This is a genomic window from Stenotrophomonas forensis, assembly GCF_028752115.1.
Classification (GTDB): Bacteria; Pseudomonadota; Gammaproteobacteria; order Xanthomonadales; family Xanthomonadaceae; genus Stenotrophomonas; species Stenotrophomonas forensis.
Genome location: NZ_CP082270.1, coordinates 3,218,548 through 3,241,001, shown reverse-complemented (window position 1 = coordinate 3,241,001; position 22,454 = coordinate 3,218,548). Strand labels below are relative to the sequence as shown.

18 protein-coding genes are annotated in these 22,454 nt (G+C 67.1%); 11 read left to right on the top strand and 7 right to left on the bottom strand.

Annotated elements, in window-relative coordinates; translation table 11 throughout:
- The first annotated feature begins 34 nt into the window (after positions 1 to 34).
- From K5L94_RS15020 to K5L94_RS14995, 6 genes are read left to right on the top strand one after another with little or no spacing between them, the layout of a single operon-like run.
- The gene (locus tag K5L94_RS15020; RefSeq protein ID WP_053450284.1) at positions 35 to 1,639 is read left to right on the top strand and encodes a glucoamylase family protein; all 1,605 of its coding nucleotides are present in this window, start codon (positions 35 to 37) and stop codon (positions 1,637 to 1,639) included.
- Between the two features lie 4 nt (positions 1,640 to 1,643).
- Entirely contained in the window at positions 1,644 to 2,984 is a 1,341-nt protein-coding gene (locus K5L94_RS15015; RefSeq protein WP_274510794.1) for a sugar ABC transporter substrate-binding protein, read from the top strand.
- A complete protein-coding gene (locus K5L94_RS15010) occupies positions 2,981 to 3,862 on the top strand; it encodes a carbohydrate ABC transporter permease (protein WP_005410323.1) in 882 nt (293 codons plus the stop codon). Before K5L94_RS15015 ends, K5L94_RS15010 begins: the two co-directional genes overlap by 4 nt.
- On the top strand, positions 3,859 to 4,695 hold the full coding sequence (locus tag K5L94_RS15005; protein ID WP_006456347.1) for a carbohydrate ABC transporter permease: 837 nt from the start codon (positions 3,859 to 3,861) through the stop codon (positions 4,693 to 4,695). Before K5L94_RS15010 ends, K5L94_RS15005 begins: the two co-directional genes overlap by 4 nt.
- Entirely contained in the window at positions 4,692 to 7,859 is a 3,168-nt protein-coding gene (locus K5L94_RS15000; protein WP_274510790.1) for a discoidin domain-containing protein, read from the top strand. Before K5L94_RS15005 ends, K5L94_RS15000 begins: the two co-directional genes overlap by 4 nt.
- 2 nt (positions 7,860 to 7,861) lie before the next feature.
- Positions 7,862 to 8,749, top strand: coding sequence for an endonuclease/exonuclease/phosphatase family protein (locus K5L94_RS14995; RefSeq protein ID WP_053450280.1), 888 nt, complete (start codon positions 7,862 to 7,864; stop codon positions 8,747 to 8,749).
- A gap of 177 nt (positions 8,750 to 8,926) precedes the next feature.
- Here the strand turns inward: K5L94_RS14995 and rne are convergent, their stop codons facing one another.
- Positions 8,927 to 12,217, bottom strand: a complete 3,291-nt coding sequence (gene rne, locus K5L94_RS14990) for a ribonuclease E (protein ID WP_274510789.1) — start codon at positions 12,215 to 12,217, stop codon at positions 8,927 to 8,929.
- Positions 12,218 to 12,625: 408 nt separating this feature from the next.
- Between rne and K5L94_RS14985 the strand changes: the two genes are divergently transcribed.
- Positions 12,626 to 13,600, top strand: a complete 975-nt coding sequence (locus K5L94_RS14985; protein WP_040007401.1) for an RluA family pseudouridine synthase — start codon at positions 12,626 to 12,628, stop codon at positions 13,598 to 13,600.
- 113 nt (positions 13,601 to 13,713) lie between these two features.
- Here the strand turns inward: K5L94_RS14985 and zupT are convergent, their stop codons facing one another.
- The 3 genes from zupT to K5L94_RS14970 form a co-directional block, all read right to left on the bottom strand.
- Positions 13,714 to 14,523 (bottom strand): zinc transporter ZupT, encoded by an 810-nt coding sequence (gene zupT / locus K5L94_RS14980; protein WP_006456115.1) that lies wholly within the window; start codon positions 14,521 to 14,523, stop codon positions 13,714 to 13,716.
- 98 nt (positions 14,524 to 14,621) lie between these two features.
- Positions 14,622 to 15,038, bottom strand: a complete 417-nt coding sequence (locus K5L94_RS14975; protein WP_053450278.1) for an energy transducer TonB — start codon at positions 15,036 to 15,038, stop codon at positions 14,622 to 14,624.
- The gene (locus K5L94_RS14970) at positions 15,035 to 15,385 is read right to left on the bottom strand and encodes a 4a-hydroxytetrahydrobiopterin dehydratase (RefSeq protein ID WP_049466833.1); all 351 of its coding nucleotides are present in this window, start codon (positions 15,383 to 15,385) and stop codon (positions 15,035 to 15,037) included. The genes K5L94_RS14975 and K5L94_RS14970 overlap by 4 nt, the downstream gene beginning before the upstream one ends.
- A 90-nt stretch (positions 15,386 to 15,475) precedes the next feature.
- On the opposite strand from K5L94_RS14970, the gene K5L94_RS14965 reads away from it, so the two are divergent.
- Together K5L94_RS14965 and K5L94_RS14960 are read left to right on the top strand one after the other, a co-directional pair.
- The gene (locus K5L94_RS14965) at positions 15,476 to 16,075 is read left to right on the top strand and encodes an NfuA family Fe-S biogenesis protein (RefSeq protein ID WP_006456023.1); all 600 of its coding nucleotides are present in this window, start codon (positions 15,476 to 15,478) and stop codon (positions 16,073 to 16,075) included.
- A 10-nt stretch (positions 16,076 to 16,085) separates the two neighbouring features.
- A complete protein-coding gene (locus K5L94_RS14960) occupies positions 16,086 to 17,858 on the top strand; it encodes a hypothetical protein (RefSeq protein WP_274510785.1) in 1,773 nt (590 codons plus the stop codon).
- A 185-nt stretch (positions 17,859 to 18,043) separates the two neighbouring features.
- Here K5L94_RS14960 and K5L94_RS14955 read toward each other — a convergent pair whose 3' ends face one another.
- Positions 18,044 to 18,457, bottom strand: a complete 414-nt coding sequence (locus K5L94_RS14955; RefSeq protein WP_053450276.1) for a barstar family protein — start codon at positions 18,455 to 18,457, stop codon at positions 18,044 to 18,046.
- Positions 18,457 to 18,909 carry a guanyl-specific ribonuclease gene (locus tag K5L94_RS14950; RefSeq protein WP_053450275.1) on the bottom strand — a complete coding sequence of 151 codons (453 nt, stop codon included), beginning with the start codon at positions 18,907 to 18,909 and terminating at the stop codon, positions 18,457 to 18,459. Before K5L94_RS14950 ends, K5L94_RS14955 begins: the two co-directional genes overlap by 1 nt.
- A 219-nt stretch (positions 18,910 to 19,128) precedes the next feature.
- Between K5L94_RS14950 and K5L94_RS14945 the strand changes: the two genes are divergently transcribed.
- Positions 19,129 to 19,740, top strand: coding sequence for a superoxide dismutase (locus K5L94_RS14945; RefSeq protein WP_005410310.1), 612 nt, complete (start codon positions 19,129 to 19,131; stop codon positions 19,738 to 19,740).
- A gap of 132 nt (positions 19,741 to 19,872) precedes the next feature.
- Here K5L94_RS14945 and K5L94_RS14940 read toward each other — a convergent pair whose 3' ends face one another.
- Positions 19,873 to 20,721 carry an endonuclease/exonuclease/phosphatase family protein gene (locus K5L94_RS14940; RefSeq protein WP_274510771.1) on the bottom strand — a complete coding sequence of 283 codons (849 nt, stop codon included), beginning with the start codon at positions 20,719 to 20,721 and terminating at the stop codon, positions 19,873 to 19,875.
- Positions 20,722 to 20,883: 162 nt separating this feature from the next.
- Between K5L94_RS14940 and K5L94_RS14935 the strand changes: the two genes are divergently transcribed.
- A complete protein-coding gene (locus tag K5L94_RS14935; protein WP_274510769.1) occupies positions 20,884 to 22,449 on the top strand; it encodes a POT-type proton-dependent oligopeptide transporter in 1,566 nt (521 codons plus the stop codon).
- The last annotated feature ends 5 nt before the right edge of the window (positions 22,450 to 22,454 follow it).

Sequence of the window (22,454 nt, the reverse complement as noted above, 5' to 3'; positions counted from 1 at the left end):
TTCCCATCGATCAGACCACCGGAGGAACCGCGCCATGCAGGCACGCCATCTGTTGTCCGCCGCAGCGTTGAGCCTGGCCGTGGCCGCCTGCCAGCCGGCCCAGCAGGAGCCTGCCAAGCCGCGGCCGCCGGTGATCCTGATCGAGGCCGATGCACCGCCGCGGCCGATGAAGCCGGAGCTGCCGCCGCTGTTCGACGACATCGAGCGCCGCACCTTCCAGTTCTTCTGGGACACCACCAACGAGATCAACGGCCTGACCCCGGACCGCTATCCGTCGCGGCCGTTCGCCAGCATCGCCTCGGTCGGCTTCGCGCTGACCGCCTATCCGATCGGCATCGAGAACGGCTGGGTCAGCCGCAACCAGGCGATCGACCGCACCCTGACCACGCTGAAGTTCTTCCGCGACGTGCCGATGGGCCCGCAGCGCACCGGCAAGGCCGGCTACAAGGGCTTCTACTACCACTTCCTGGACATGCAGGAAGGCCGGCGCTACGACAGCTGGGTCGAGCTTTCGTCGGTGGATACCGCGTTGCTGATGATGGGCGTGCTGTTCGCGCAGTCGTACTACGATGGCGACGATCCGCGCGAGAAGGAAATCCGCCAGATCGCCGATACGCTGTACAGGAAGATCGACTGGCCGTGGCTGCAGCAGCGTGCACCGCTGATCTCGATGGGTTGGTTCCCCGAGAGCGGCTTCATCGACCACGACTGGATGGGCTACAACGAGGCGATGATGGTCTACATCCTCGCTCTGGGCTCGCCGACGCACCCGGTCAGCCCGGATGCCTGGACGGTATGGACGCGGACCTACGACAACGACTGGGGTGTCTACCAGGGCCAGGAGTACCTGTCCTTCGGCCCGCTGTTCGGCCACCAGTACAGCCACGTCTGGATCGACTTCCGCGACATCCAGGACGCGTACATGCGCGAGCGCGGCAGCACCTATTTCCTCAACAGCCGTTCGGCCGCGCTGGCCCAGCGCGAGTACGCCATCGCCAATCCGATGCAGTGGAAGGACTACGGCGAGAACGTGTGGGGCCTGACCGCCAGCGACGGCCCGCAGAACACCACCCAGGAATACCGCGGCGAGCAGCGCCAGTTCCGCCATTACTCTTCGCGCGGCGCCGGCCTGCGCGAGAACTTCGACGACGGCACCATCGCCCCGACCGCCGCGATCGCGTCGGTGGTGTTCGCGCCCGAGCAGGTGATCCCGGCCACGCTGGAGATGCACAAGCGCTATGGCGACTACATCTATTCCAGCTACGGTTTCCTGGATTCGTTCAATCCCAGCTTCAACTACGACATTCCGATCAAGACCGGCCGCCTGGTGCCGGATCGTGGCTGGGTCGCCAGCGACTACATCGCCATCGACCAGGGCCCGATCCTGACCATGATCGCCAACTACCGGAATGATTTCGTGTGGGAAGTGATGAAGAAGAACCCGTACATCCGCAAGGGGCTGGAACGGGCCGGGTTCAGTGGTGGCTGGCTGGCGCCGGAAGGCTCGTTCCAGCCGCTGGAACTGCAGAAGGACGAAAAGGCCGCGGCGGCACGCGCGGTGGGTATCGCCGAATCACGCGCGGCTGCCGCGCAGGAACAGAAGAACAATGCCAACCGCACCACAGGCCAGGGCAAGTAACCCGATGCCGAACTGGATCGACCGCCTGCGCCGCTGGGCGCTGCCTGCCTTGGCCGCACTGGCCGTGGCCGGCTGCGCCCGCACCGAGCCGGGCACCACCACCGTGCGTTTCTGGGCGATGGGCCGCGAGGCCGAAGTAGTCAGCGAGCTGATCCACGAGTTCGAGGCCGAGAACCCCGGCATCAAGGTGGATGTGCAGAACATTCCCTGGACCGCCGCGCACGAGAAACTGTTGACGGCGTTCGCCGCCGACGGCCTGCCGGATGTATGCCAGCTCGGCAACACCTGGGTGCCCGAGTTCGCCGAACTCGACGCGCTGACGCCGCTGCAGCCGTTCGTGCAGCGCTCGTCCGTGGTGGACCCGAAGGACTACTTCCAGGGCATCTGGGATACCAACGTGATCCATGGCGAGCTGGTCGGCGTGCCGTGGTATGTCGATACCCGCCTGATCTACTACCGCAAGGACCTGCTGGCCAAGGCCGGCTACGACCATCCGCCGCGCACCTGGCAGGAGTGGGACGAGCAGATGGCTGCGATCAAGAAGATGCAGGGGCCGAACCGCTACGCGGTGCTGATGCCGATCAACGAGTTCGAGCAGCAGCTGTCGCTGGCGCTGCAGCAGCCCGATCCGCTGCTGCGCGACGATGACACCCGCGGCAATTTCGCCAGCCCGGGGTTCCGCCGCACGCTGGCCTTCTACGCCAACATGTTCGAGCAGGGCTGGGCGCCGAAGATGTCCGAGACGCAGATTTCCAACGTCTGGGACGAGTTCTTCCGGGGCTTCAACGTGTTCTACATCTCCGGGCCCTGGAACATCCGCGAGTTCAAGAAGCTGCAGCCGAAGGAGCTGGAAGGGCAGTGGGGTACCGCGCCATTGCCGGGTCCGGATGGCCCGGGGGCCGGCATCGCCGGTGGCACCAGCCTGGTGATCTTCCGCAAGTCGCAGCAGAAGGAGGCCTCGTGGAAGCTGATCGAGTTCCTGTCGCGGCCGGAAATCCAGGCGCGTTTCCATTCGATCATCGGCGACCTGCCGCCGCGCCGCAGTACCTGGAATGCGCCATCGCTGGCCAATGATCCGCTGGCGGTTGCGTTCCGTGACCAGCTGGAGCGGGTCAAACCGACGCCGAAGGTGCTCGAATGGGAGCGCATCGTGCAGGAAATGCGCATCGTCACCGAAAAGGTGGTGCGTGGTGGCCTGCCGCAGGACAAGGCGGTGGAAGAGCTGGACCAGCGCGTGGACAAGGTGCTGGCCAAGCGCCGCTGGATGCATGAACAACAACGCCTGCAGCAGCGCGCGCCGTCGCCGCAATCGAGCAGTGCCGTGGCCGCCGGGAGCGCGCAATGAAACGTACTTCACTTGCCGGCTGGATCTTCGCCGGCCCTTCGCTGATCGTGCTGGGCGTGTTCTTCGGCCTGCCGGTGGCCTCGGCGCTGGCGCTGAGCGTGACCGACTTCGACCTCTACGCGCTGGCTGACAGCAGCAACCTGCGCTTCGTCGGCCTGGGCAACTACATCGATCTGCTGCAGACACCGATGTTCTGGAAGTCGTTGTGGAACACCACCTACTTCGTGCTGATCGGCGTGCCGTTGTCGATCGGCGTGTCGCTGGGCGCGGCGATGCTGCTCAATGCACCGGCAGCGCGCTTCAAGGCGCTGTTCCGCACCGCGCTGTTCGCCCCGGTGGTGACCACCCTGGTGGCGGTGGCAGTGATCTGGCGCTACCTGTTCCATACCAGCTACGGGCTGGTGAACTACGGACTGGGCCATCTGGGCATCAGCCCGATCGACTGGCTGGGCGATCCCAACTGGGCGATGCCGACCATCATGCTGTTCGCGGTGTGGAAGAACTTCGGCTACAACATGGTGATCTTCCTGGCCGGCCTGCAGGCGATCCCGCATGACCTTTACGAGGCCGCGCGCATTGACGGCGCCTCGCGCTGGAAGCAGTTCCTGCACATCACCCTGCCGATGCTCGGCCCGGTGCTGCTGGTGGTCGGGGTGATTACCGTGTCCGGCTACTTCCAGCTGTTCGCAGAGCCTTACGTGATGACCCGTGGCGACCCGCTGCAGAGCACCGTCAGCGTGCTGTATTTCATGTTCGAGGAAGGCTTCAAGTGGTGGAACCTGGGACGCGCCTCCGCGGTGGCGTTCCTGCTGTTCCTGATCATCCTGGCGGTGACCACCGTGATGCTGCGTTTCGGCCGCAAGAGGCAGTTGGTATGAGTCGTGAAATCGGCCAGTCGCGCTGGTACCCGTGGATGATCAATGGTGCGTTGCTGGTGCTGGCCCTGGTCAGCCTGGCGCCGCTGCTGTGGATGGTGTCGGTGTCGTTCATGCCGCAGGGCGAGGCCAGCCATTTCCCGCCGCCGCTGCTGCCTTCGAGCATCACCACGCACAACTACCATGAGCTGTTCGCGCGCACCGGCATGGGCGGCAACTTCGCCAACAGCCTGCTGGTGTCGCTGGGCATCACCATCGGTTCGCTGCTGCTCAACACCATGGCCGGCTATGCCTTCGCCAAGCTGAACTTCGTCGGCCGCGAGCGCCTGTTCCAGGTGCTGATGGCCGCGCTGGTGATCCCGGCGCAGGTGGCGATGCTGCCGCTGTTCCTGCTGATGAAGCAGCTGGGCCTGGTCAACAGTTTCGGCGGCGTGATCGTGCCGGCGCTGGCCAGCGTGTTCGGCATTTTCCTGGTGCGGCAGTACGCGCGTTCGATCCCGGACGAGCTGCTGGAAGCGGCGCGCATCGACGGGGCAGGGGAGCTGCGCATCTTCTTCCAGATCGTTCTGCCGATGCTCAAGCCGGTGCTGGTGACCCTGGCGATCTTCACTTTCATGGGTGCGTGGAACGATTTCATGTGGCCGTTGATCGTGTTGACCGACCAGGAGCACTACACTTTGCCGGTGGCACTGGCCACCCTCTCGCGCGAACACATCATGGACGTGGAAATGATGATGGCCGGCGCGGTGGTCACCGTGGTCCCGGTGCTGGCGCTGTTCCTGGTGCTGCAGCGGTACTACATCCAAGGTCTGTTGCTGGGGAGCGTCAAAGGATGAAGCGAGCGATCGCCGTTGGACTGGGCCTGTTGTGGGCCTCCCTGGCGATCGCCGCGCCGCCGGCGCTGCCGGCACCGAAAGTGCTGGACGATTTCGACGATATCGGCGCCTGGAAACTGGTCCTGTCCGACCAGGTCAGTGGTTCGTTGCGCCCGGTCAGTGGTGCCGGTGGTGGCCGCGCGCTGTGCCTCGACTACGATTTCCACAAGGTCTCCGGCTACGTCGGCATCCGTCGCGCGCTCAACATCGAGTACCCAGTCAACTATCGCTTCGGCTTCCAGCTGCGCGGTGATTCGCCGGGCAATGACCTGCAGTTCAAGCTGATCGACGCCAGCGGTGACAACGTGTGGTGGGTCAACCGCCCCGGCTACAGCTTCCCCAAGGCGTGGACGCCGGTCGAGTACCGCCGCCGGCAGATCGACAAGGCGTGGGGGCCGTCGCCCGAGAAGGAGATGGCGCGCAGTGCCGCGGTCGAGTTCACGATCTACAGCAAGGTCGGCGGCCGGGGCACGGTGTGTTTCGACAGGCTGACCCTGCAGGGCCTGCCGCCGCAGGATGATTCAGCGCTGGTGCCATCGGTGATCGCCGATACCGCCACCGCGCTGCAGGACCGCATGATCGACGGCAAGAGCGATACGTTCTGGATCAGCGGGGGCGTCAAGCAGCAGACCATCAGCCTGGACCTGCACAAGAGCCGCGAGATCGGCGGTGCGGTGATCGACTGGCTGCCGGACCTGGAAGCGCGCCGCTATACCGTGCGCACCTCGGAGGACGGCCGCGACTGGCGCACCGTACGCGAAGTGACCAGTGGTGCCGGTGGCCGCGACTGGCTGGCGTTGCCGGATACTGACGCACGCTACGTGCGCTTCGACCTGCAGGACGGCCCGAACTGGCGCTACGGCATCCGCGATATCGCGCTCAAGCCGCTGGCCTTCGCTGCCACTCCGAATGCGTTCCTGTCGTCGGTGGCTGCCGACCTGCCGCGCGGTGCGTTGCCGCGCGCCTATGTCGGTGAACAGCCGTACTGGACCCTGCTGGGCCTCGATGGCGGCCAGGAGCAGGCGCTGATCAGCGAAGACGGCGCACTGGAGCCGGCCAAGGGCAGCTTCAGCATCGAACCGTTCATCCGGCTCGATGGCAAGCTGCTGGACTGGTCGAAAGTGGCCATCACCCAGTCGCTGCAGGACCACTATCTGCCGATCGCCAACGTCGACTGGGTACACGAGAAGGTCGGCCTGGCCGTGACCAGCTTCGTGCAGGGCACGCCGGAGCGCGCGCAGCTGATCGGCCGCTACCGGCTGAGCAATCCGGACAAGGTCGCGCACGAGTACACCCTGGCACTGGCGATCCGCCCTTGGCAGGTCAACCCGCCGACCCAGTTCCTCAACACCGTCGGCGGCTTCAGCCGCATCGATGAGCTGGATGTCGGCGAACAGCTGGTGCGCGTCAACGGCGAGCCGCGCATCTACCCGCTGCAGGTGCCGGACGCGCGCTTCGCCAGCACGTTCGACGGCAAGCTCGATGCGATGCATCTGGCCAGCGGCAAGTACCCGGCCACCACGGCGGTGAAGGACAGCACCGGCATGGCGTCGGGCGCGCTGATGTATACGATCAAGCTGGAGCCCGGCCAGAGCCGCGAAGTGGCGGTGGTGTTGCCGCAGACCGGTGGCTGGGCGCCCAGAGCGCTGGATGTGGCCAAGGCCCAGGCACAGGTGGCCGAGCAGTGGCGACAGAAGCTGGGCGTGGTCTCGCTGCAGGTGCCGGCAGCCGGCCAGGCGCTGGTCGACACCCTGCGTACCGCGGTGGCGCACATGCTGATCTCGCGCGTTGGGCCGCGCCTGCAGCCGGGTACGCGTTCCTACGCGCGCAGCTGGATCCGCGATGGCGCGATGATTTCCGAAGGCCTGCTGCGCATGGGCCGCAGCGACGCCGTGCGCGACTACATCAACTGGTATGCGCCGTACCAGTTCGAGAACGGCAAGGTGCCGTGCTGCGTCGACGCGCGCGGCAGCGACCCGGTGCCGGAGAACGACAGCCATGGTGAGCTGATCTACAGCATTGCCGAATATGGGCGCTATACCGGCGACAGCACCTTCGTCGAACTGATGTGGCCGCACGTGCAGGGCGCCTATACCTACATGGAACAACTGCGCGCCAGCGAGCGCACCGAGGAAAACCGGGCGCGCAACCCGGCCTTCTACGGCATGATGCCGGCCTCGATCAGCCACGAAGGCTATTCGGCCAAGCCGATGCATTCGTACTGGGACAACTTCTGGGCACTGCGCGGTTACAAGGACGCTGCGCTGCTGGCGACCCAGCTGGGCAAGCTCGAGGCGATGCAGATCGCCGAATCGCGCGACCAGTTCCGCGATGACCTGCAGGCGTCGTTGCTGTCTGCGATGCAGCAGCACAACATCGATTACCTGCCGGGCTCGGCCGAGCTGGGCGATTTCGATGCGACCTCGACCACCATCGCGCTGGCCCCTGGCGGTGAGCAGGGCAGCCTGCCGCAGCAGGCGCTGGAAGCAACCTTCGAGCGCTACTGGAAGGAATTCGTGGCCCGCCGCGATGGCAAGCGCGAGTGGAAGGATTACACCCCGTACGAGTGGCGCAACGTGGCCGCGTTCGTGCGCCTGGGCTGGCGCGACCGTGCCTGGCAGGCCACCGGGTTCTTCTTCAATGACCGTGCGCCGCAGGCCTGGAACCAATGGGCGGAAGTGGTGTCACGCACGCCGCGCAAGCCGTTCTTCGTCGGTGACCTGCCGCACGCCTGGGTCGCCTCGGACTTCGTGCGCTCGGCGCTGGACATGTTCGCCTACAACCGCGACATGGACGACGCACTGGTGCTGGCCGCCGGCGTGCCCGCCGCGTGGCTGCAGGGCGAGGGCATCGCCGTGCAGGGCCTGCGCACGCCGCAGGGCCAGCTGAACTACCGCCTGCAGCGCAGTGACAAGCAGCTGGTGCTGGAGCTGCAGCCGGGCCTGGTACCGCCGGTGGGCGGCGTGGTGCTGCCCTGGCCGTACAGCGGTGATCCGGGCGATGCCACCGTCAACGGTGAAGCGGTTGAGTGGATCAACAAGGAACTGCACGTGCACCAGTTGCCGGCGCGGGTCGAGATCGACGTGCCGAGCGCGGTGCGCCGCGCCGAACGCAAGGGACAGTAACGATGAAGCTGCAGCGGGCGAAGGTACGCACGTCGGTGCGTGCCCTGGGGCTGGCGATTGCAATGGCACTGCCGGGCATGGTGATGGCGGTCGAGCCTGCAGCCACCGCCGCGTCGGCTGAGGTGGCCAATGCGCCCGGCATGAGCATGGTCACCTTCAACCTGCATCACGACCGCGAAGACTGGCCGAGTCGTCGCCGCACCATCCTGGCCGAGCTCAAGCGCCTGCAGCCGGATGCGGTTGCCCTGCAGGAGGTGATCCAGCGCCGCAACGTGCGGAACCAGGCGCAGTGGCTGGCCAGCCAACTCGGCTACACGTACGTGTTCGTGTCCACCGATCCGGTCGGGGCACCCAAGCGCTACGGCAATGCGCTGCTGACCCGCCGTCCGATCCTGGCTCGCGGCGATCACCTGCTGCAGCCGCTGGATGACTACCGTACCGTCGCCCATCTGCGCATCGATGTCGATGGAACGCCGGTGAATGTCTACGCCACGCACCTCAACGAGCGCAGCGACGAGCGTGGCCAGGGCATCCGCCGCAGCCAGGTGGAAGACCTGCTGCGCTTCATCAGTGACACCTCGGCCGGTGCGCCGGTGGTGATCGCGGGCGACTTCAATGCACTGGTGGATGCCGGCGACCTGAGTGCGCTGCGCAGCCGTTACGGTGACAGCTTTGGCAGCGTGCACGTCAATACGGACCTGGCCGGGGTCAGCACCTTGAACCGGCACTATTACCAGGCGCCCTCGCGGATCGACCACATCTTCTTCCAGCAGGACGAGATGGTCGCGCGCGAGGCAAAGCTGCTGTTCGACCAGCCCGACGACAGCGGTCGCTGGGCCTCGGATCATTACGGCGTGTGGACCCGCCTGCAGTTCGCGCCGAAACCCTGAGATAGACCCGCTCTGGTAGGTGCCAACCTTGGTTGGCACCGGCGTGCCCGCGTGCATTCAATCAACGGTGCCAACCAAGGTTGGCCTCTACCAAGGCGAAGCCAGCGCCAATCACACAAACAAAAACGGCGGGGATCATCGATCCCCGCCGTTTCGATTCACACGATCAGGAGGCGATCAGTGCGCCGGCGGCGTGCGCTTGGCGGTCTCTTCGTCTTCTTCGTCAGCCTTGGCTTCGGCAGCCTGGGCCGCAGCGTCGGTGTGGCCATCGGCAACCGGGTCAATCGACGGTGCCACCACTGCCTCGGCGACCGGGGCAGCGGCTTCCACCGGAGCGGCCTCGACCGCCACCGGGGCGACCGGCTGTTCGGCGATCGGCGCGGTCTCGACGACCGGCGTGGCTTCAATCGCCACAGCGGCGTCCACCACCGGAGTGGTCTCCACCACCGGGGCAGCCTCAACGGCCGCCGGCTGGGCTTCCGCCACCGGGGAAGCGTCAACAACCTCCGGCTTCGATTCCACCACCGGCGCTGCCTCGGCCACGACCGGCTTCGTCTCAACAGCCGGGGCAGCTTCAACGACCGGGGCAGCCTCGACCACCGCCTGCGTTGCTTCCGTCACCGGGGTCGCAACGGCCGCCGGCTGCACCGGCGTCGCAGCGTCGATGGCATCGAGCATGCTGGTCTGTACCGGCGACGGTGCCGGTTCGGCCTTGACCGTAGCTTCGACCGGAGCCTTCGCTTCGGCCACGACCGGCGCAGCGGCTTCGACCACGGCGCTGCTCACCACCGCGACCGGCGCGGCGACAACGGCAGCAGCGGCGCGAGCCGGCTTTGCGGCGTCGGTAGCGGCGGGCTCGACTTCATCATCGAAGTCGAACTCCGGCTGCGAACGAGCCGGCTGCGCAGCAGCGACCGGCGCGGTGCCGGCAGTGCTGTCAGCGGTCGGCTCGGCGACATCAGTGTCATCGCCGTCGTCACCGTCGTCCTGGTCATCGCCCAGAACGTCGCTGCCGGCAGCGTTCTCGGCGCCACCGCGACGACGGCGACGGCCACCGCGACGGCCGCGACGACGGCGGGTCGCGCCTTCGCCGGCCTGGTCACCGTTGGCGTCGGTTGCAGCCTCTTCACCAGCGACCGCAACCACCTCGGCCTCGCTGGCCGCATTGGCAGCGGTCTCGACCGGTGCTGCGGCGTCCACCGGAGCGGTGGACACCGGGACGACCGGCGCCACCGGTGCAGTCGCTTCCTGCGCAGTCACCACGTTGGCGGCGACCGCCGAGGCGGCCACGGCGGCAGCCGCAGTCACGGTTTCGGTCGAGACCTCGGCGGCGTTGCGCTGCGGCTTCTCGGCCGGCTTGTCACCGTCCTGCTGCGGGCGCGGCTGCTTCGGCTGCTTCAGCTTCGGCTGCTGCGGGTTCTGGCCCTGCTGCTCGTTGCGCGGCTTGTTCTGCTGCTGCGGCTGCTGGCCATCCTTCTGCTGCGGCTCCTTCTGCTTGCCCTGCTGCGGCTGCTGCTGGGCATTGCTGTTGTTACCGTTGCGGCCGTCCTTGCGCTGCTCACCGCGGTCCTTGCGGTTGCCGCCGTCCTTCTGCTGCTGTGCGTTGCCGTTGCCGTTGCCGCCGTTGCCACGGTTGTCGTCGCGACGGTCCTTGCGGTCCTTGTTGCGATCCTTGTTGCGGTCCTTGCGGCCGCCGTCCTGCTGCTGGCGCGCCGCCGGAGCCGCCGGCGCCGGTGCGGGGGCCGGTTCGCCACCGAACACGCGCTTGAGCCAACCGATCACGCCACCGCTCGGAGCCTGCGCCACCGGCGCGGCCACCACCGGAGCCGGAGCGGCCGCGGCCGGCTCCACTTCCTCGCGCACCGGGGCGGGGGAGGTGTGCTTGACCTGGGTCACCGCCGGCGGCGGGATGTTCAGCTGGCCCTTGGTCAGGGCGTGCACCGGCAGCTTGCGCGGGGTGCCGCGCTGGTAGCTGGGCTTGTTGCTCTCTTCGCCCAGCTCGTTCTCGCGCAGGCGGGTCACGGTGTAGTGCGGGGTGTGCAGCTGCTCGTCGGCGACGATCACGATCGGCGCTTCGTGGCGCTGCTCGATCTCGCGCAGGGCGCTGCGCTTTTCGTTCAGCAGGTAATTGGCGATCTCCACCGGGGCCTGGACCAGCACCTGCCCGGTGTTCTCCTTCATCGCATGCTCTTCGGCAACGCGGATGATCGACAGCGACAGCGACTCGACGCTGCGCATGCGGCCGTGGCCGTCGCAACGCGGGCAGACGATCTGGCTGGACTCGCCCAGGCTCGGACGCAGGCGCTGGCGGCTCATTTCCAGCAGGCCGAAGCGCGAGATGCGGCCGACCTGCACGCGCGCGCGGTCGTACTTCAGCGCGTTGGCCAGGCGGTTCTCGACCTCGCGCTGGTGCTTGTTGGAGGCCATGTCGATGAAATCAATTACCACCAGGCCGCCGAGGTCGCGCAGGCGCAGCTGGCGGGCCACTTCCTCGGCCGCTTCCAGGTTGGTCTGGAACGCGGTGTCCTCGATGTCGCTGCCCTTGGTGGCGCGCGAGGAGTTGACGTCGACCGCGGTCAGCGCTTCGGTCTGGTCGACCACGATCGAGCCACCCGACGGCAGGCGCACGTTGCGCTCGTAGGCGCCTTCGATCTGCGACTCGATCTGGAAGCGGTTGAACAGCGGGATGTCGTCCTTGTAGTGCTTGAGCTTGCGCAGGGTCTGCGGCATCACCTGCTGCATGAACTCGCGGGCGTGCTCGTACATCTCCTCGGTGTCGACCAGGATCTCGCCGATGTCGGCGCGCAGGTAGTCACGCAGGGCGCGCACGATCAGGCGCGATTCCTGGTAGATCAGGAACGGGGCCGGTTTGCTCAGCGCGGCCTCGGCGATGGCACGCCAGACGTTGAGCAGGTAGTCCAGATCCCACTGCAGCTCTTCGGCATCGCGGCCGACGCCGGCGGTGCGGATGATCACGCCCATGTCGTCGGGGATGTTCAGCTTGTCCAGGGCGTCCTTCAGCGCGGCCCGGTCTTCGCCTTCGATGCGACGGGAGACACCGCCCGCGCTCGGCGAGTTCGGCATCAGCACCATGTAGCGGCCGGCCAGCGAGATGAACGTGGTCAGGGCGGCGCCCTTGTTGCCGCGCTCTTCCTTGTCCACCTGGACGACGATTTCCTGGCCTTCCCGCAGCAGCTCACGGATGCCGGCCTTGTTGTGGTCGACACCGGCCTGGAAGTAGTCGCGGGAGATTTCCTTCAGCGGCAGGAAGCCATGGCGGCCACCACCGTATTCGACGAAGGCCGCTTCCAGCGAGGGCTCGATGCGGAAGATCCGGCCCTTGTAGATGTTGGACTTCTTCTGTTCCTTCGACGGCTGTTCGATGTCGATGTCATACAACGACTGGCCATCCACGATGGCAACACGCAGCTCTTCAGCCTGCGTGGCGTTGATCAGCATTCGCTTCATTGTTGCGTTCCTCGCAAGCGGCTACCGCGCGGAACGCCATGGGGTTTCGCCTCTGGACACGGCTCGCCGCCCATTCGCGCAAGCGCGGGGAGGGCGGCTTGGGTTTCCAGCGCTACGACACCACGGCAGGCCGCGGGAGCGCTTCACTCTTATGGGTTTTTGGGTGTTGCAGGGCCGCAGGCAGCTGTCAGCCAGGCTGGAGCGCCACGCGGGACATGTTCAGCACGGTTGCGTGTCAGGCATCCGGCGATGGCCGGGAAGGCCGGTGAGCCGCTAACATGGCCGCCCCGCGGGCGGTGGTCGCGCACTGTGCCGGATTCGTCGGAAGCTGGGCTTCTGGCCCTGAGTAACTTCCAACGAAATCAATCCCTTATCTCGCCCCCCGAGTGTAACAGAATAAACAGCCTGATGACCGCCCAAGACCCCACCAAGCCCGCTGGCGACAAGCCTTCCGTGCGCATGATCACCGTTCCCGCCGACCGCGCCGGCCAGCGCCTGGACAACTTCCTGCTCGGCCAGCTGAAAGGCGCCCCGCGCAGCCTGGTCTACAAGCTGGTGCGCAGCGGACAGGTGCGGGTGAACGGCGGCCGGGCCAAGGCCGAACGCAAGCTGGAGGCCGGAGACGAGGTGCGTGTGCCACCGGTTCGTCTCACCGAAGAGGGAGACAAGGCCGGTCCGCCGGAGGCGTTCATGCGTCGGCTGGAGCAGGCCATCGTCTTCGAGGACGCCCGCCTGCTGGCCCTGAACAAGCCCACCGGCGTGGCCAGCCACGGCGGCAGCGGCATCAGTTTCGGCGCCATCGAGACCCTGCGTGCGCTGCGCCCGGGGCAGACCCTGGAGCTGGTCCACCGGTTGGATCGCGACACATCGGGCCTGCTGATCGTGGCCAAGAAGCGCTCGGCGCTGAGCGAGCTGCAGGCGCTGCTGCGTGAAGACCACGGCGCCGGCATCCGCAAGCGCTACCTGACCCTGCTGACCGGGCGCATGCCCGACGGCGTGATGACGGTCGATGCGCCGCTGCACGTGGGCCTGCGCCAGGGCGGCGAGCGCCATGTGCAGGTCAACGCGATCGGCAAGGAGTCGATCAGCCACTTCCGCGTGCTCGAGCGTCGCGGCGGGCATTCGTACTGCGAGGTCCGCATCGAGACCGGCCGCACGCACCAGATCCGCGTGCATGCCCAGCACCTGGGGCACCCGGTGGCCGGTGACGACAAGTACGGCGATCCGGTCGTCAACAAGCGGCTTCGTGAGCAGATCGGGCTGAAGCGCCTGTTCCTGCATGCGGCGTCGCTGGAGTTCGCACTGGACGACGGCAAGAGCCCGTACGTGCTGAACGCGCCGCTGGCCGATGAGCTGGTCGAGGCGCTGGATCGGCTGAAGTAGGCAGGACAGGCAGCGCGCCGTATCCCCTTGTAGAGTCGAGCTTGCTCGACTGCTGTTCGGTCGAGGAATGTCAGTCGAGCAAGCTCGACTCTACGGGGCGGGCCTGGAATTGCTCACCACTTGAACAGCACCAGGCTGATTGCCAGCGTGCCCATGCCCGCCACCAGCCCGTACACGGTTTCGTGGCCCTTGGCATAGCGCTTGGCCGCCGGCAGCAGTTCATCCAGGGCCAGGAACACCATCACGCCGGCAATCAGCCCGAACACCCAGCCGAAGGTGGCGTGCGACAGCGATCCGGACAGCAGCCAGTAGCCCAGCGCCGCGCCCACCGGCTCGGCCAGGCCCGACAGCAGACTGGCGCTGAACGCGTAGAACTTGTTCTGGGTGGCGAAGTACACCGGCACCGCGATCGCGATGCCCTCGGGGATGTTGTGGATGGCGATGGCGAAGGCCAGCGGCATGCCCACCGATGGGCTCTCCAGGGTCGCGAAGAACGTTGCCAGCCCTTCCGGGAAGTTGTGTGCGGTGATGGCGATCGAGGTCAGCAGGGCGACGCGCTTCAGGTACTCGCGGCTGTTCTCGCGGAATGCCGGGTCCTGCTTGTCCAGGCTGTCATGCGGGTTGGGAATGAAATGGTCGATCAGTACGATCACGATCACGCCCAGCAGGAACGCCAGGGTGCCGTAGGTGAAGCCGGTGCGCTCGCCATAGGCCAGCGCGAAGGACGCAATGGACTTGTTGAGGATCTCCGACAGCGACACGTAGACCATGGCACCGCCGGCGAAGGCCAGCCCGAAGGCCAGCAGGCGCGGATTGGGCCGGCGCGAGAACAGCACCAGCAGGCTGCCGATGGCGGTGGCCAGACCGGCCGCGAGGGTGACCGCGAGCGCGATCCAGACGTTTTCCGGGGGAATCTGCAGCATGTACCGACGCGATCCTGGTCAACAGACAACCGCCCTGGGCAAGGCCGGGGCGGCGAGGGCGAGGCGGGCGTCGGCTTGCCTCGTCGGGGCGCGCGCGATCAACCGCCGCGGCGCAAGCGTTCTTCGATGGCGAAGCACTGGTCCGGCTTCGGCTGCGGTGGGTTGAAGCTGACCGGCACCTGGATGGTGGCCGGCACCGGCTGGCCGTTGCGGGTGGCGGCGTTGAACTGCCAGCCCTGCACGGCGGCCTTGGCCAGCTCGTCCAGCTGCGGGTTGCCGGCGCCGGTCAGCAGGACGACCTCGCTGGGCTTGCCGTCGGTACCGATGGTGACCTTGAAGGTGCTGGTGCCGCCCACGCCCATGCAGGCCAGTTCCAGCGGGTACTGCGGCGGCGGCGTCTTCACCGCGGCCACTTCGGTCGGCGGCGGCGGTGGCGGTGCCGGCGGTTCGGACGCGCCGCAGCCGGCCAGGCCGGTCGCAGCGAACAGGGACAGGCTCAGCAGGCGTACGTTCATGGCAGTTGCTCCGTCAGGGCCGAAGTCTTTGCCGCGCAGATGAAGTCGTTCTCGCTCAGGCCGCCCACATCGTGGGTGGAGAAGCGCACGACCGCGCGGTCGTAGTGCACGCCCAGGTCCGGATGGTGGTCCTCGCGGTGGGCGATCCAGGCCAGCGCGTTCACGAAGGCCATGGTGGCGTAGTAATCCTTGAAGCGGAAGGTGCGCGACAGGGCCTGGCCGCCCTCGCTCAGCTCCCAGCCGGGAACCTGCGGCAGCAGTTCGGCCAGGCGGGCTTCGCCAAGCTTGTGGTCGCTGCCTTTGCGCGGCACGCAACGGGCCTGGGCCAGTGGAATCAGGTCGGCCATGGGAATCTCCACCTCGTGTTGACTGAACAATGCGCCGGACGGTGTATAAACCGAATGAGCGGCTGACGCTTACTTGGCTAGAATAGCCTGATGATCCAGATCTCCGACACTGCCCAGACCCATTTCCGCAAGTTGATCGAACGCGAGGGCGTGCCCGGCATGGGCGTGCGCCTCAGCGCGGTCGATCCCGGTACCCCGCGCGCCGATGCCCGGCTGGAATTCGCCGAACCGACCGATCTGCTCGGCGACGAGTGGGCGGTGGACTGCGATGGTTTCACCCTCTATGTCGATGCCAGCAGCGTCGGCTGGCTCGATGGCGCCGAGATCGACATCGTCGCCGGCACCGCCGGTGCCCAGCAGCTGACTATCAAGGCGCCGCGCATCAAGGGCGAAGCGCCCGGCGATGCCGCCTCGCTGGTCGAGCGCGTGCATTGGGTGGTCGAGAACGAAATCAATCCGCAGCTGGCCTCGCATGGCGGCAAGGTGGCCGTGCAGGAAGTCTCGGCCGACGGCGTGGTGCTGCTGCGCTTCGGTGGTGGCTGCCAGGGCTGCGGCATGGCCGACGTGACCCTCAAGCAGGGCATCGAGAAGACCCTGATGGGCCGCGTGCCGGGCGTGACCGCTGTACGTGACGCGACCGACCACGACAGTGGCCACGCGCCGTACATCCCTCGCGGCAACGCCGCCTGATCGCTGACGCGTGCCTCTGACCCGGGCCGAGCAGCTCATCGACCTGCTGCTGGCGCGCCAGCAGCCCGGGGCCGTCCTCGAGAAAACCACGCGCCTGCCCTATGGCTGGGCGATGTGGCTGCGCTCGCTCGGTCCATTGCCGCGGCCGCTGCATGCCGGCGAGATCATCGCGGTGCTGTTGCCGCGTCCGTTGCCCGGGCCACCCGGGCAATCACCGCGTTTGTCCCCGTGGCAGGCGCTGCGCCGGTTGTTCTGGCAGGACTGGGATGCCGCACCGCGCGATCAGCGCTGGATGCGCTGGACCTCGGCTCTGGTCAGCGCGCTGTTGCATCTGCTGTTCTTCGTGCTGCTGCTGTGGGTGGCGGTGATCCGCACCACGGCGCCGGAGGAAGAGGGCGCTGAAGGCGAGCGCGTGCAGGTGGAATTCGTCGGCCGCGCTACCCAGGAAGGCGGTGGCGACCAGCCGGGCGCCGAAGCCGCTGCCGCCGCGCCGGCCGGGCAGGTGGCGGCCGGCCGCGAGGCGGGAGCCGCCAGCGCACCGCAACCGCGTCCCGCCGCAGCGTCGGCGCCTGCGCCCATGCCGGCGCCGGCAGCCACCGCCAGCGTGCCTGCGCCGCCGGCTGAAGCCGAACCCGCGCCGGTCGCGGCACCGCCGCCGTCGCCGGTGCAGGCCACCGACGTGGCCGAGGCCAGCTCCGACTTCGTGGTGCCGCCGGTCAGCGTGCCGCGTACCGAGGTCAGCATCGTGCCGCGCGACACCACACCCACGGTGCGCGAGCGCAGCGTGCAGCCGTTGCAGGCGCCCCCTGTGCCGACGCCGCTGCATGCACCGGCCGTCGCGGTGCGCACGCCGCAGTTGCGTGACATCCAGGTACAGGAGCGCGAAGTCAGTACGGTCGACGCCCCGGTGGCGCCGCAGCCGCTGCGCACCGCGGATGTGCAGGTACGCCTTCGGCAACAGGAACTGCAGGTGCGCGAACGCGAGGTGCAGGCCGTGGTCGATCCGCAGGTGCGGATGGCGACCGTGGCCGGCCGTGAGCCGACCGTACATGCGCCGGCGGGCCGTGACGTGCAGGTGCGCGAACGCGAAGTCGCCTCGGCACCAGCGGCGGCGCCATCACCTTCCAGTGGCAGTGTCGCCGCGGCAACTGCTGCGCCTGCGGCCAGCAGCAGCGCGGCGCAGGCCAGCAGCACGACAGCGCGCACGTCGGCATCCAGTACCGCACCGGCCCAGGCCGGCGCGCGCCCGGCACCCGATCCGGGCAATTGGGCCACGCCTGCCAAGGGCGATGACTGGGGGGCATCCAGCCGCAACCGCGACGGTGCCAGCAGTGGCGCGCGCCAGGCCAATGCCGCTGCCTCCGGCAAGGGCAGCGGTCTGTTCAATGCCGATGGCAGCGTGCGGGTGCCGGGGCAGGAGGGCGAAGGGCACGCCGAACGGGGCGCCCCCGGCGGTGCCAACGATGGCTGGACCAAGGAGCGTATCGCCCAGTCCGGCACCTGGTTGAAGCGGCCGCCGTACGACTACACACCCACCTCGTTCGACAAGTACTGGGTGCCGCAGGAATCGCTGCTGGCCGAGTGGGTGCGCAAGGGCATCAAGTCGATGGAGATTCCGTTGCCGGGCACCGGCTCGAAGATCTCCTGCGTGATCTCGATCCTGCAGGCCGGTGGTGGCTGTGGCCTGACCAATCCGAACATGCAGGACCAGCCCGCGGTGGCGCGTCCGCCGCCGGACATCCCGTTCAAGAAAGAACTGCAGGAAGACAATGGGAGCCGCTAGCGGCTCCCATTGTCCACGCATGTTTCCTTATCCCCGCGCCGTTGGCGCGCCCCCTTGAACAACAAGGGGGCTCCTCGCCGGAACCATCACGGGATGTGACGGTCGTGCTGACACGCTTTGGTAGGTGCCAACCTTGGTTGGCACGGAAGCGCCGACCAAGGTCGGCCTCCACCAGGGCAGTGACCTCACGCGCTCTGCGACAGGAACACCCAGAACGGCACGTCACGGCCAACCCAGTCGCGGCTGGTTTCGTCCATCACCTCCAGCAGGGTGTCGAAGTCCTTCTGCGTGGCGGCACGCAGTGCATCGACGTCGGCCAGGAACAGTGCATAGCCGTTGGCCGGCAGCCATTGCAGGTCGCGCAGGTTGTCCGACAGAGCATCCCAGTTGCCGCCGAACCCTGCCGGGAAATCCAGCTGCGCGGCCAGTCGTGCCAGCAGAGTGCGCTTGTCGGCCACGCCTTCCAGATCGATGCGGATCACCTTCAGGCCGGCATCGCGCATCGCCGCGGCCAGCGCGTCGATGTCGTCGCTGTCGATGGCGTAGACGCCGGCATTGTTGATGTCATGCAGGCCGAGGCCGAAATCATCGTGGCTCATCACTGCGCTCCCTGGGCCGGTACGGTGAAGCTGCGGAACGATTCATAGTGGTCGTCGGTGTAGTACCACGCCTCTGGCGGATCGCCACCGGTGACGATGCGGCGCGTGCCACGGGTGCGTGCGCCAGGCGTGTCGACGGTGTACTCGCGGTAGTAGCCGCGCGCGCGCTGCGGCAGCTGCTGCTCGCGGTTGCCGAAGGTGCTGCCGTCCTGGCGGTGCGGGAACGGACCACCGCGCTGTATCAGCGCGATGGTCTGGCGCGCCTCGGCGGGCAGGAACGCGGGCAACCCGCCATCGGCGCGGGCTGCCGGCGTGGCCGGGGCCTGCGCGGCAGGCGCGCCCTGCAGTTCCGGCGCGAACTGCGGCGCTGGCGCACGCTGCATGAAGTGGTTGGCGACCAGGCCGAGCAGCAGCAGGGCGATGGCGGTGATCAGCAGCCGGGGGTTGCGCATGGGCACGGGCAGGCGAGGGCGAGGCACGCACTGTAACGCCTGTGCGCTGCACGGGGCATGAGGAACGCGCAGCGTCACCGCTGCGTAACAATTGCCGGCATGCTCACCGGCAGGACGCAATTTCCTTTACATCCCCCTTGGTAATCTTGCGGTCTGTCCCCATCATTCACCGCGCACTGCCCGACACCGTCGGGTGCCCTCGCAATCAGGAGATGCATCATGGCCTACACCCTGCCCAAGCTGTCCTACGCCTACGACGCGCTGGAACCGCATATCGATGCGGCGACGATGGAAATCCATCACACCAAGCATCACCAGACCTACATCAACAACGTCAACGCGGCGCTGGAAGGCACCGAGTACGCTGACCTGCCGGTCGAAGAGCTGGTGAAGAAGCTCAAGTCGCTGCCGGAGAACCTGCAGGGCCCGGTGCGCAACAACGGGGGTGGCCATGCCAACCACTCGCTGTTCTGGACCGTGATGGCGCCGAATGCCGGCGGCAACCCGGTGGGCGACGTGGCCAAGGCGATCGACAAGGACCTGGGTGGCTTCGACAAGTTCAAGGATGCCTTCACCAAGGCTGCGCTGACCCGTTTCGGCAGCGGCTGGGCATGGCTGAGCGTCACCCCGGACAAGAAGGTCGTGGTCGAGAGCACCGGCAACCAGGACAGCCCGCTGATGGAAGGCAACACCCCCATCCTCGGCCTGGACGTGTGGGAACACGCGTACTACCTGAAGTACCAGAACCGCCGTCCGGAATACATCGGCGCGTTCTTCAACGTCATCGACTGGAACGAAGTCGAGCGCCGCTACCAGGAAGCGATCGCCTGATCGGCGTCGCGGGTTGAAATGAAAAGGCCGGGGGAAACCCCGGCCTTTTTTGTTGCAGGATTCATTCGGTAGTGCCGGCCGCTGGCCGGCAATCGTGTGGTACCCGAGGAGCCGGCCAGCGGCCGGCACTACCTATTCGGCGGTGGCCGTATCGCCCTGCAGGCGCAGGGTTGCCATCACGCCCAGGCGCAGGCCGGGCAGGTCGCCATCGGCCGGCAGCAGGATCGGCTGCTGGCGGATGCCGCCGAAATGCTTGACCTGGAACAGCACGTCCAGGCCATGGCCGGTGGCTCCACCGCCACTGGCCGCTGGCGGTTCCGCGCGGCCGCCAGGATTGCGCCGGGCCGGCTGGAAGCCGGGCGTGCTGCGCACCAGTTCCACGGTGGAGGCCGAGAAGTCGCCGGCGATCAGGCTCGGCATGCCCTCGGCGGTGGCGCCGATCCAGGTCATCAGGTCGTTGGTCTGGTGCTGGCGCGCGGTGGCCTCGTCCGGCTCCGGGCGCAGCCGCGCCACGTAGATGTTGACCAGCGCCTGGCCAAGCTTCAGCCGCATCATGCCGGCCGCGCTGAACGTCCCGGGTGGATGCAACAGGGTGACGCCGTCCTCGCTGACCGGCAGCCGGGTCAGCATGGCATTGCCATGCCGCAGCGGCTGGCTGGGTGGATCGGCGGTGACGAAGTCGCAGCTGTAGCGCAGCCGGCTGGCCAGCCAGCAGGCCGGGTTGCGGCCCTGCTGCTGCAGCACCTGCTGCACCGAGATCACGTCCGGTTGCAGGTCGGTCAACAGTTGTGCGACCTGCTCGCGGCGCTGCTTCCATTGCGCATCGTCGCGGCTGGGCAGTTCCAGTGCGGCCACGGTCAGTTGCCGGGGCTCGCCCTCGCTGCTGGCCGAGGCCGGTGCCTGCGGTCGCGCCTGGGCCTGCAACGCCGGCAACAGCAGCAGGCAGCTGAGCAGGAGTCGGGCGTAGGCGAGGGGGCGCATAACGATAAGTTTACGCTTTTGTCGTGCAGGTGCCGTGACTTCCGGCACAGCCAGGAGCGCCTGCCATGGATTGGCACCGTTGTCATGCAGCCCTGCAGCGTGCTTCGCAAGGCCTGGTTCCGGTAACCTTGCGCCTTTCGCTTTGCAGGAATGCCTTACAGGATGAGCCACGACGCAGTTGCCCCCATCGCCGGCCAGGGAAGGATGCCGCGCCAGATTCCGTACATCATCGGCAATGAGGCCTGCGAACGGTTCAGTTTCTACGGGATGCGCAACATCCTGGTGCAGTTCCTGATCACCTCGCTGCTGCTGCAGGAAATCACTGCGGAAGGCCGTGCCGGTGAAGCCAAGGACATCATGCACAGCTTCATGATCGGCGTGTATTTCTTCCCGCTGCTCGGTGGCTGGCTGGCCGACAGGTTCTTCGGCAAGTACCACACCATCCTCTGGTTCAGCCTGGTCTACTGCGCCGGCCACCTGTGCCTGGCGCTGTTCGAGAACAGCCGCGAAGGCTTCTTCCTTGGCCTGGGACTGATCGCGCTCGGCGCTGGCGGCATCAAGCCGCTGGTGGCCTCGTTCATGGGTGACCAGTTCGACCAGAGCAACAAGCACCTGGCCAAGCTCGTCTTCGACGCCTTCTACTGGATCATCAACTTCGGCTCGCTGTTCGCCTCGCTGCTGATCCCGCTGGTGCTGAAGAACTGGGGCCCGCAGTGGGCGTTCGGCATCCCGGGCATCCTGATGTTCGTAGCCACCTTCGTGTTCTGGCTGGGCCGCAAGCGCTACGTGCTGGTGCCGATGCCGCCGAAGGACCCGCATTCGTTCGCCAACGTGGTGCGTACCGCGCTGACCGCACGCGTCGCCGGGCAGGGCCGTCCGGGCCTGGTGATCGCCGCGCTCGGCCTGGTGCTGGCGGTGGCCTCGTTCGGGCTGGTCGGTTCGTTGGGCATCGTCATCTGCCTGTGCCTTGCGCTGGTCGCCATCCTGGCCGGCATCGGCGGCGGCACCTGGCTGCAGCTGGACCGTGCCCGCGGCCAGCATCCGGCCGAAGCCGTGGAAGGCGTGCGCTCGGTGCTGCGCGTGCTGGTGATCTTCGCGCTGACCACGCCGTTCTTCTCGCTGTTCGACCAGAAGGCCTCGACGTGGGTCCTGCAGGGCCAGCAGATGCAGATGCCGAGCTGGTTCACCGCCTCGCAGATGCAGGCATTGAACCCGCTGCTGGTGATGATCCTGATTCCCTTCAACAACCTGGTGCTGTACCCGGCGCTGCGCCGTTTCGGCTTCGAGCCGACCGCGCTGCGCCGCATGACCGCCGGTATCGCCTTCAGCGGCCTGGCCTGGATCGTCATCGGTGGCATCCAGGTGGTGATGGACGGCGGCAATGCCATGTCGATCTTCTGGCAGATCCTGCCATACGCACTGCTGACCTTCGGTGAGGTACTGGTCTCGGCCACCGGCCTGGAGTTCGCCTACAGCCAGGCGCCGCAGGCGATGAAGGGCGTGGTGATGAGCTTCTGGAACCTGACCACCACCATCGGCAACCTGTGGGTGCTGCTGTCCAACGCGGCGGTGCGCAACGACACGGTGACCCACCAGATCGCCGGGACCGGCCTGAGCGAGGCGGCGTTCCTGATGTTCTTCTTCGCCGGCTTCGCCTTCATCGCGGCGTTGGCCTTCGGTTGGTACGCGAAACGCTATCGTATGGTCGACAACTACCGTAGCGCCTGAGCCTG

What these genes read in the sequence shown, in the direction of transcription:
- rne (WP_274510789.1), bottom strand. Translation starts at nt 12,217, where the DNA reads ATGAAGCGAATGCTGATCAACGCCACGCAGGCTGAAGAGCTGCGTGTT.
- K5L94_RS14945 (WP_005410310.1), top strand. Translation starts at nt 19,129, where the DNA reads ATGGCCTACACCCTGCCCAAGCTGTCCTACGCCTACGACGCGCTGGAA.
- K5L94_RS14970 (WP_049466833.1), bottom strand. Translation starts at nt 15,385, where the DNA reads ATGGCCGACCTGATTCCACTGGCCCAGGCCCGTTGCGTGCCGCGCAAA.
- K5L94_RS14965 (WP_006456023.1), top strand. Translation starts at nt 15,476, where the DNA reads ATGATCCAGATCTCCGACACTGCCCAGACCCATTTCCGCAAGTTGATC.
- K5L94_RS14955 (WP_053450276.1), bottom strand. Translation starts at nt 18,457, where the DNA reads ATGAGCCACGATGATTTCGGCCTCGGCCTGCATGACATCAACAATGCC.
- zupT (WP_006456115.1), bottom strand. Translation starts at nt 14,523, where the DNA reads ATGCTGCAGATTCCCCCGGAAAACGTCTGGATCGCGCTCGCGGTCACC.
- K5L94_RS14950 (WP_053450275.1), bottom strand. Translation starts at nt 18,909, where the DNA reads ATGCGCAACCCCCGGCTGCTGATCACCGCCATCGCCCTGCTGCTGCTC.
- K5L94_RS14995 (WP_053450280.1), top strand. Translation starts at nt 7,862, where the DNA reads ATGAAGCTGCAGCGGGCGAAGGTACGCACGTCGGTGCGTGCCCTGGGG.
- K5L94_RS15015 (WP_274510794.1), top strand. Translation starts at nt 1,644, where the DNA reads ATGCCGAACTGGATCGACCGCCTGCGCCGCTGGGCGCTGCCTGCCTTG.
- K5L94_RS15005 (WP_006456347.1), top strand. Translation starts at nt 3,859, where the DNA reads ATGAGTCGTGAAATCGGCCAGTCGCGCTGGTACCCGTGGATGATCAAT.
- K5L94_RS14985 (WP_040007401.1), top strand. Translation starts at nt 12,626, where the DNA reads ATGACCGCCCAAGACCCCACCAAGCCCGCTGGCGACAAGCCTTCCGTG.
- K5L94_RS15010 (WP_005410323.1), top strand. Translation starts at nt 2,981, where the DNA reads ATGAAACGTACTTCACTTGCCGGCTGGATCTTCGCCGGCCCTTCGCTG.
- K5L94_RS14940 (WP_274510771.1), bottom strand. Translation starts at nt 20,721, where the DNA reads ATGCGCCCCCTCGCCTACGCCCGACTCCTGCTCAGCTGCCTGCTGCTG.
- K5L94_RS15020 (WP_053450284.1), top strand. Translation starts at nt 35, where the DNA reads ATGCAGGCACGCCATCTGTTGTCCGCCGCAGCGTTGAGCCTGGCCGTG.
- K5L94_RS14975 (WP_053450278.1), bottom strand. Translation starts at nt 15,038, where the DNA reads ATGAACGTACGCCTGCTGAGCCTGTCCCTGTTCGCTGCGACCGGCCTG.
- K5L94_RS15000 (WP_274510790.1), top strand. Translation starts at nt 4,692, where the DNA reads ATGAAGCGAGCGATCGCCGTTGGACTGGGCCTGTTGTGGGCCTCCCTG.
- K5L94_RS14935 (WP_274510769.1), top strand. Translation starts at nt 20,884, where the DNA reads ATGAGCCACGACGCAGTTGCCCCCATCGCCGGCCAGGGAAGGATGCCG.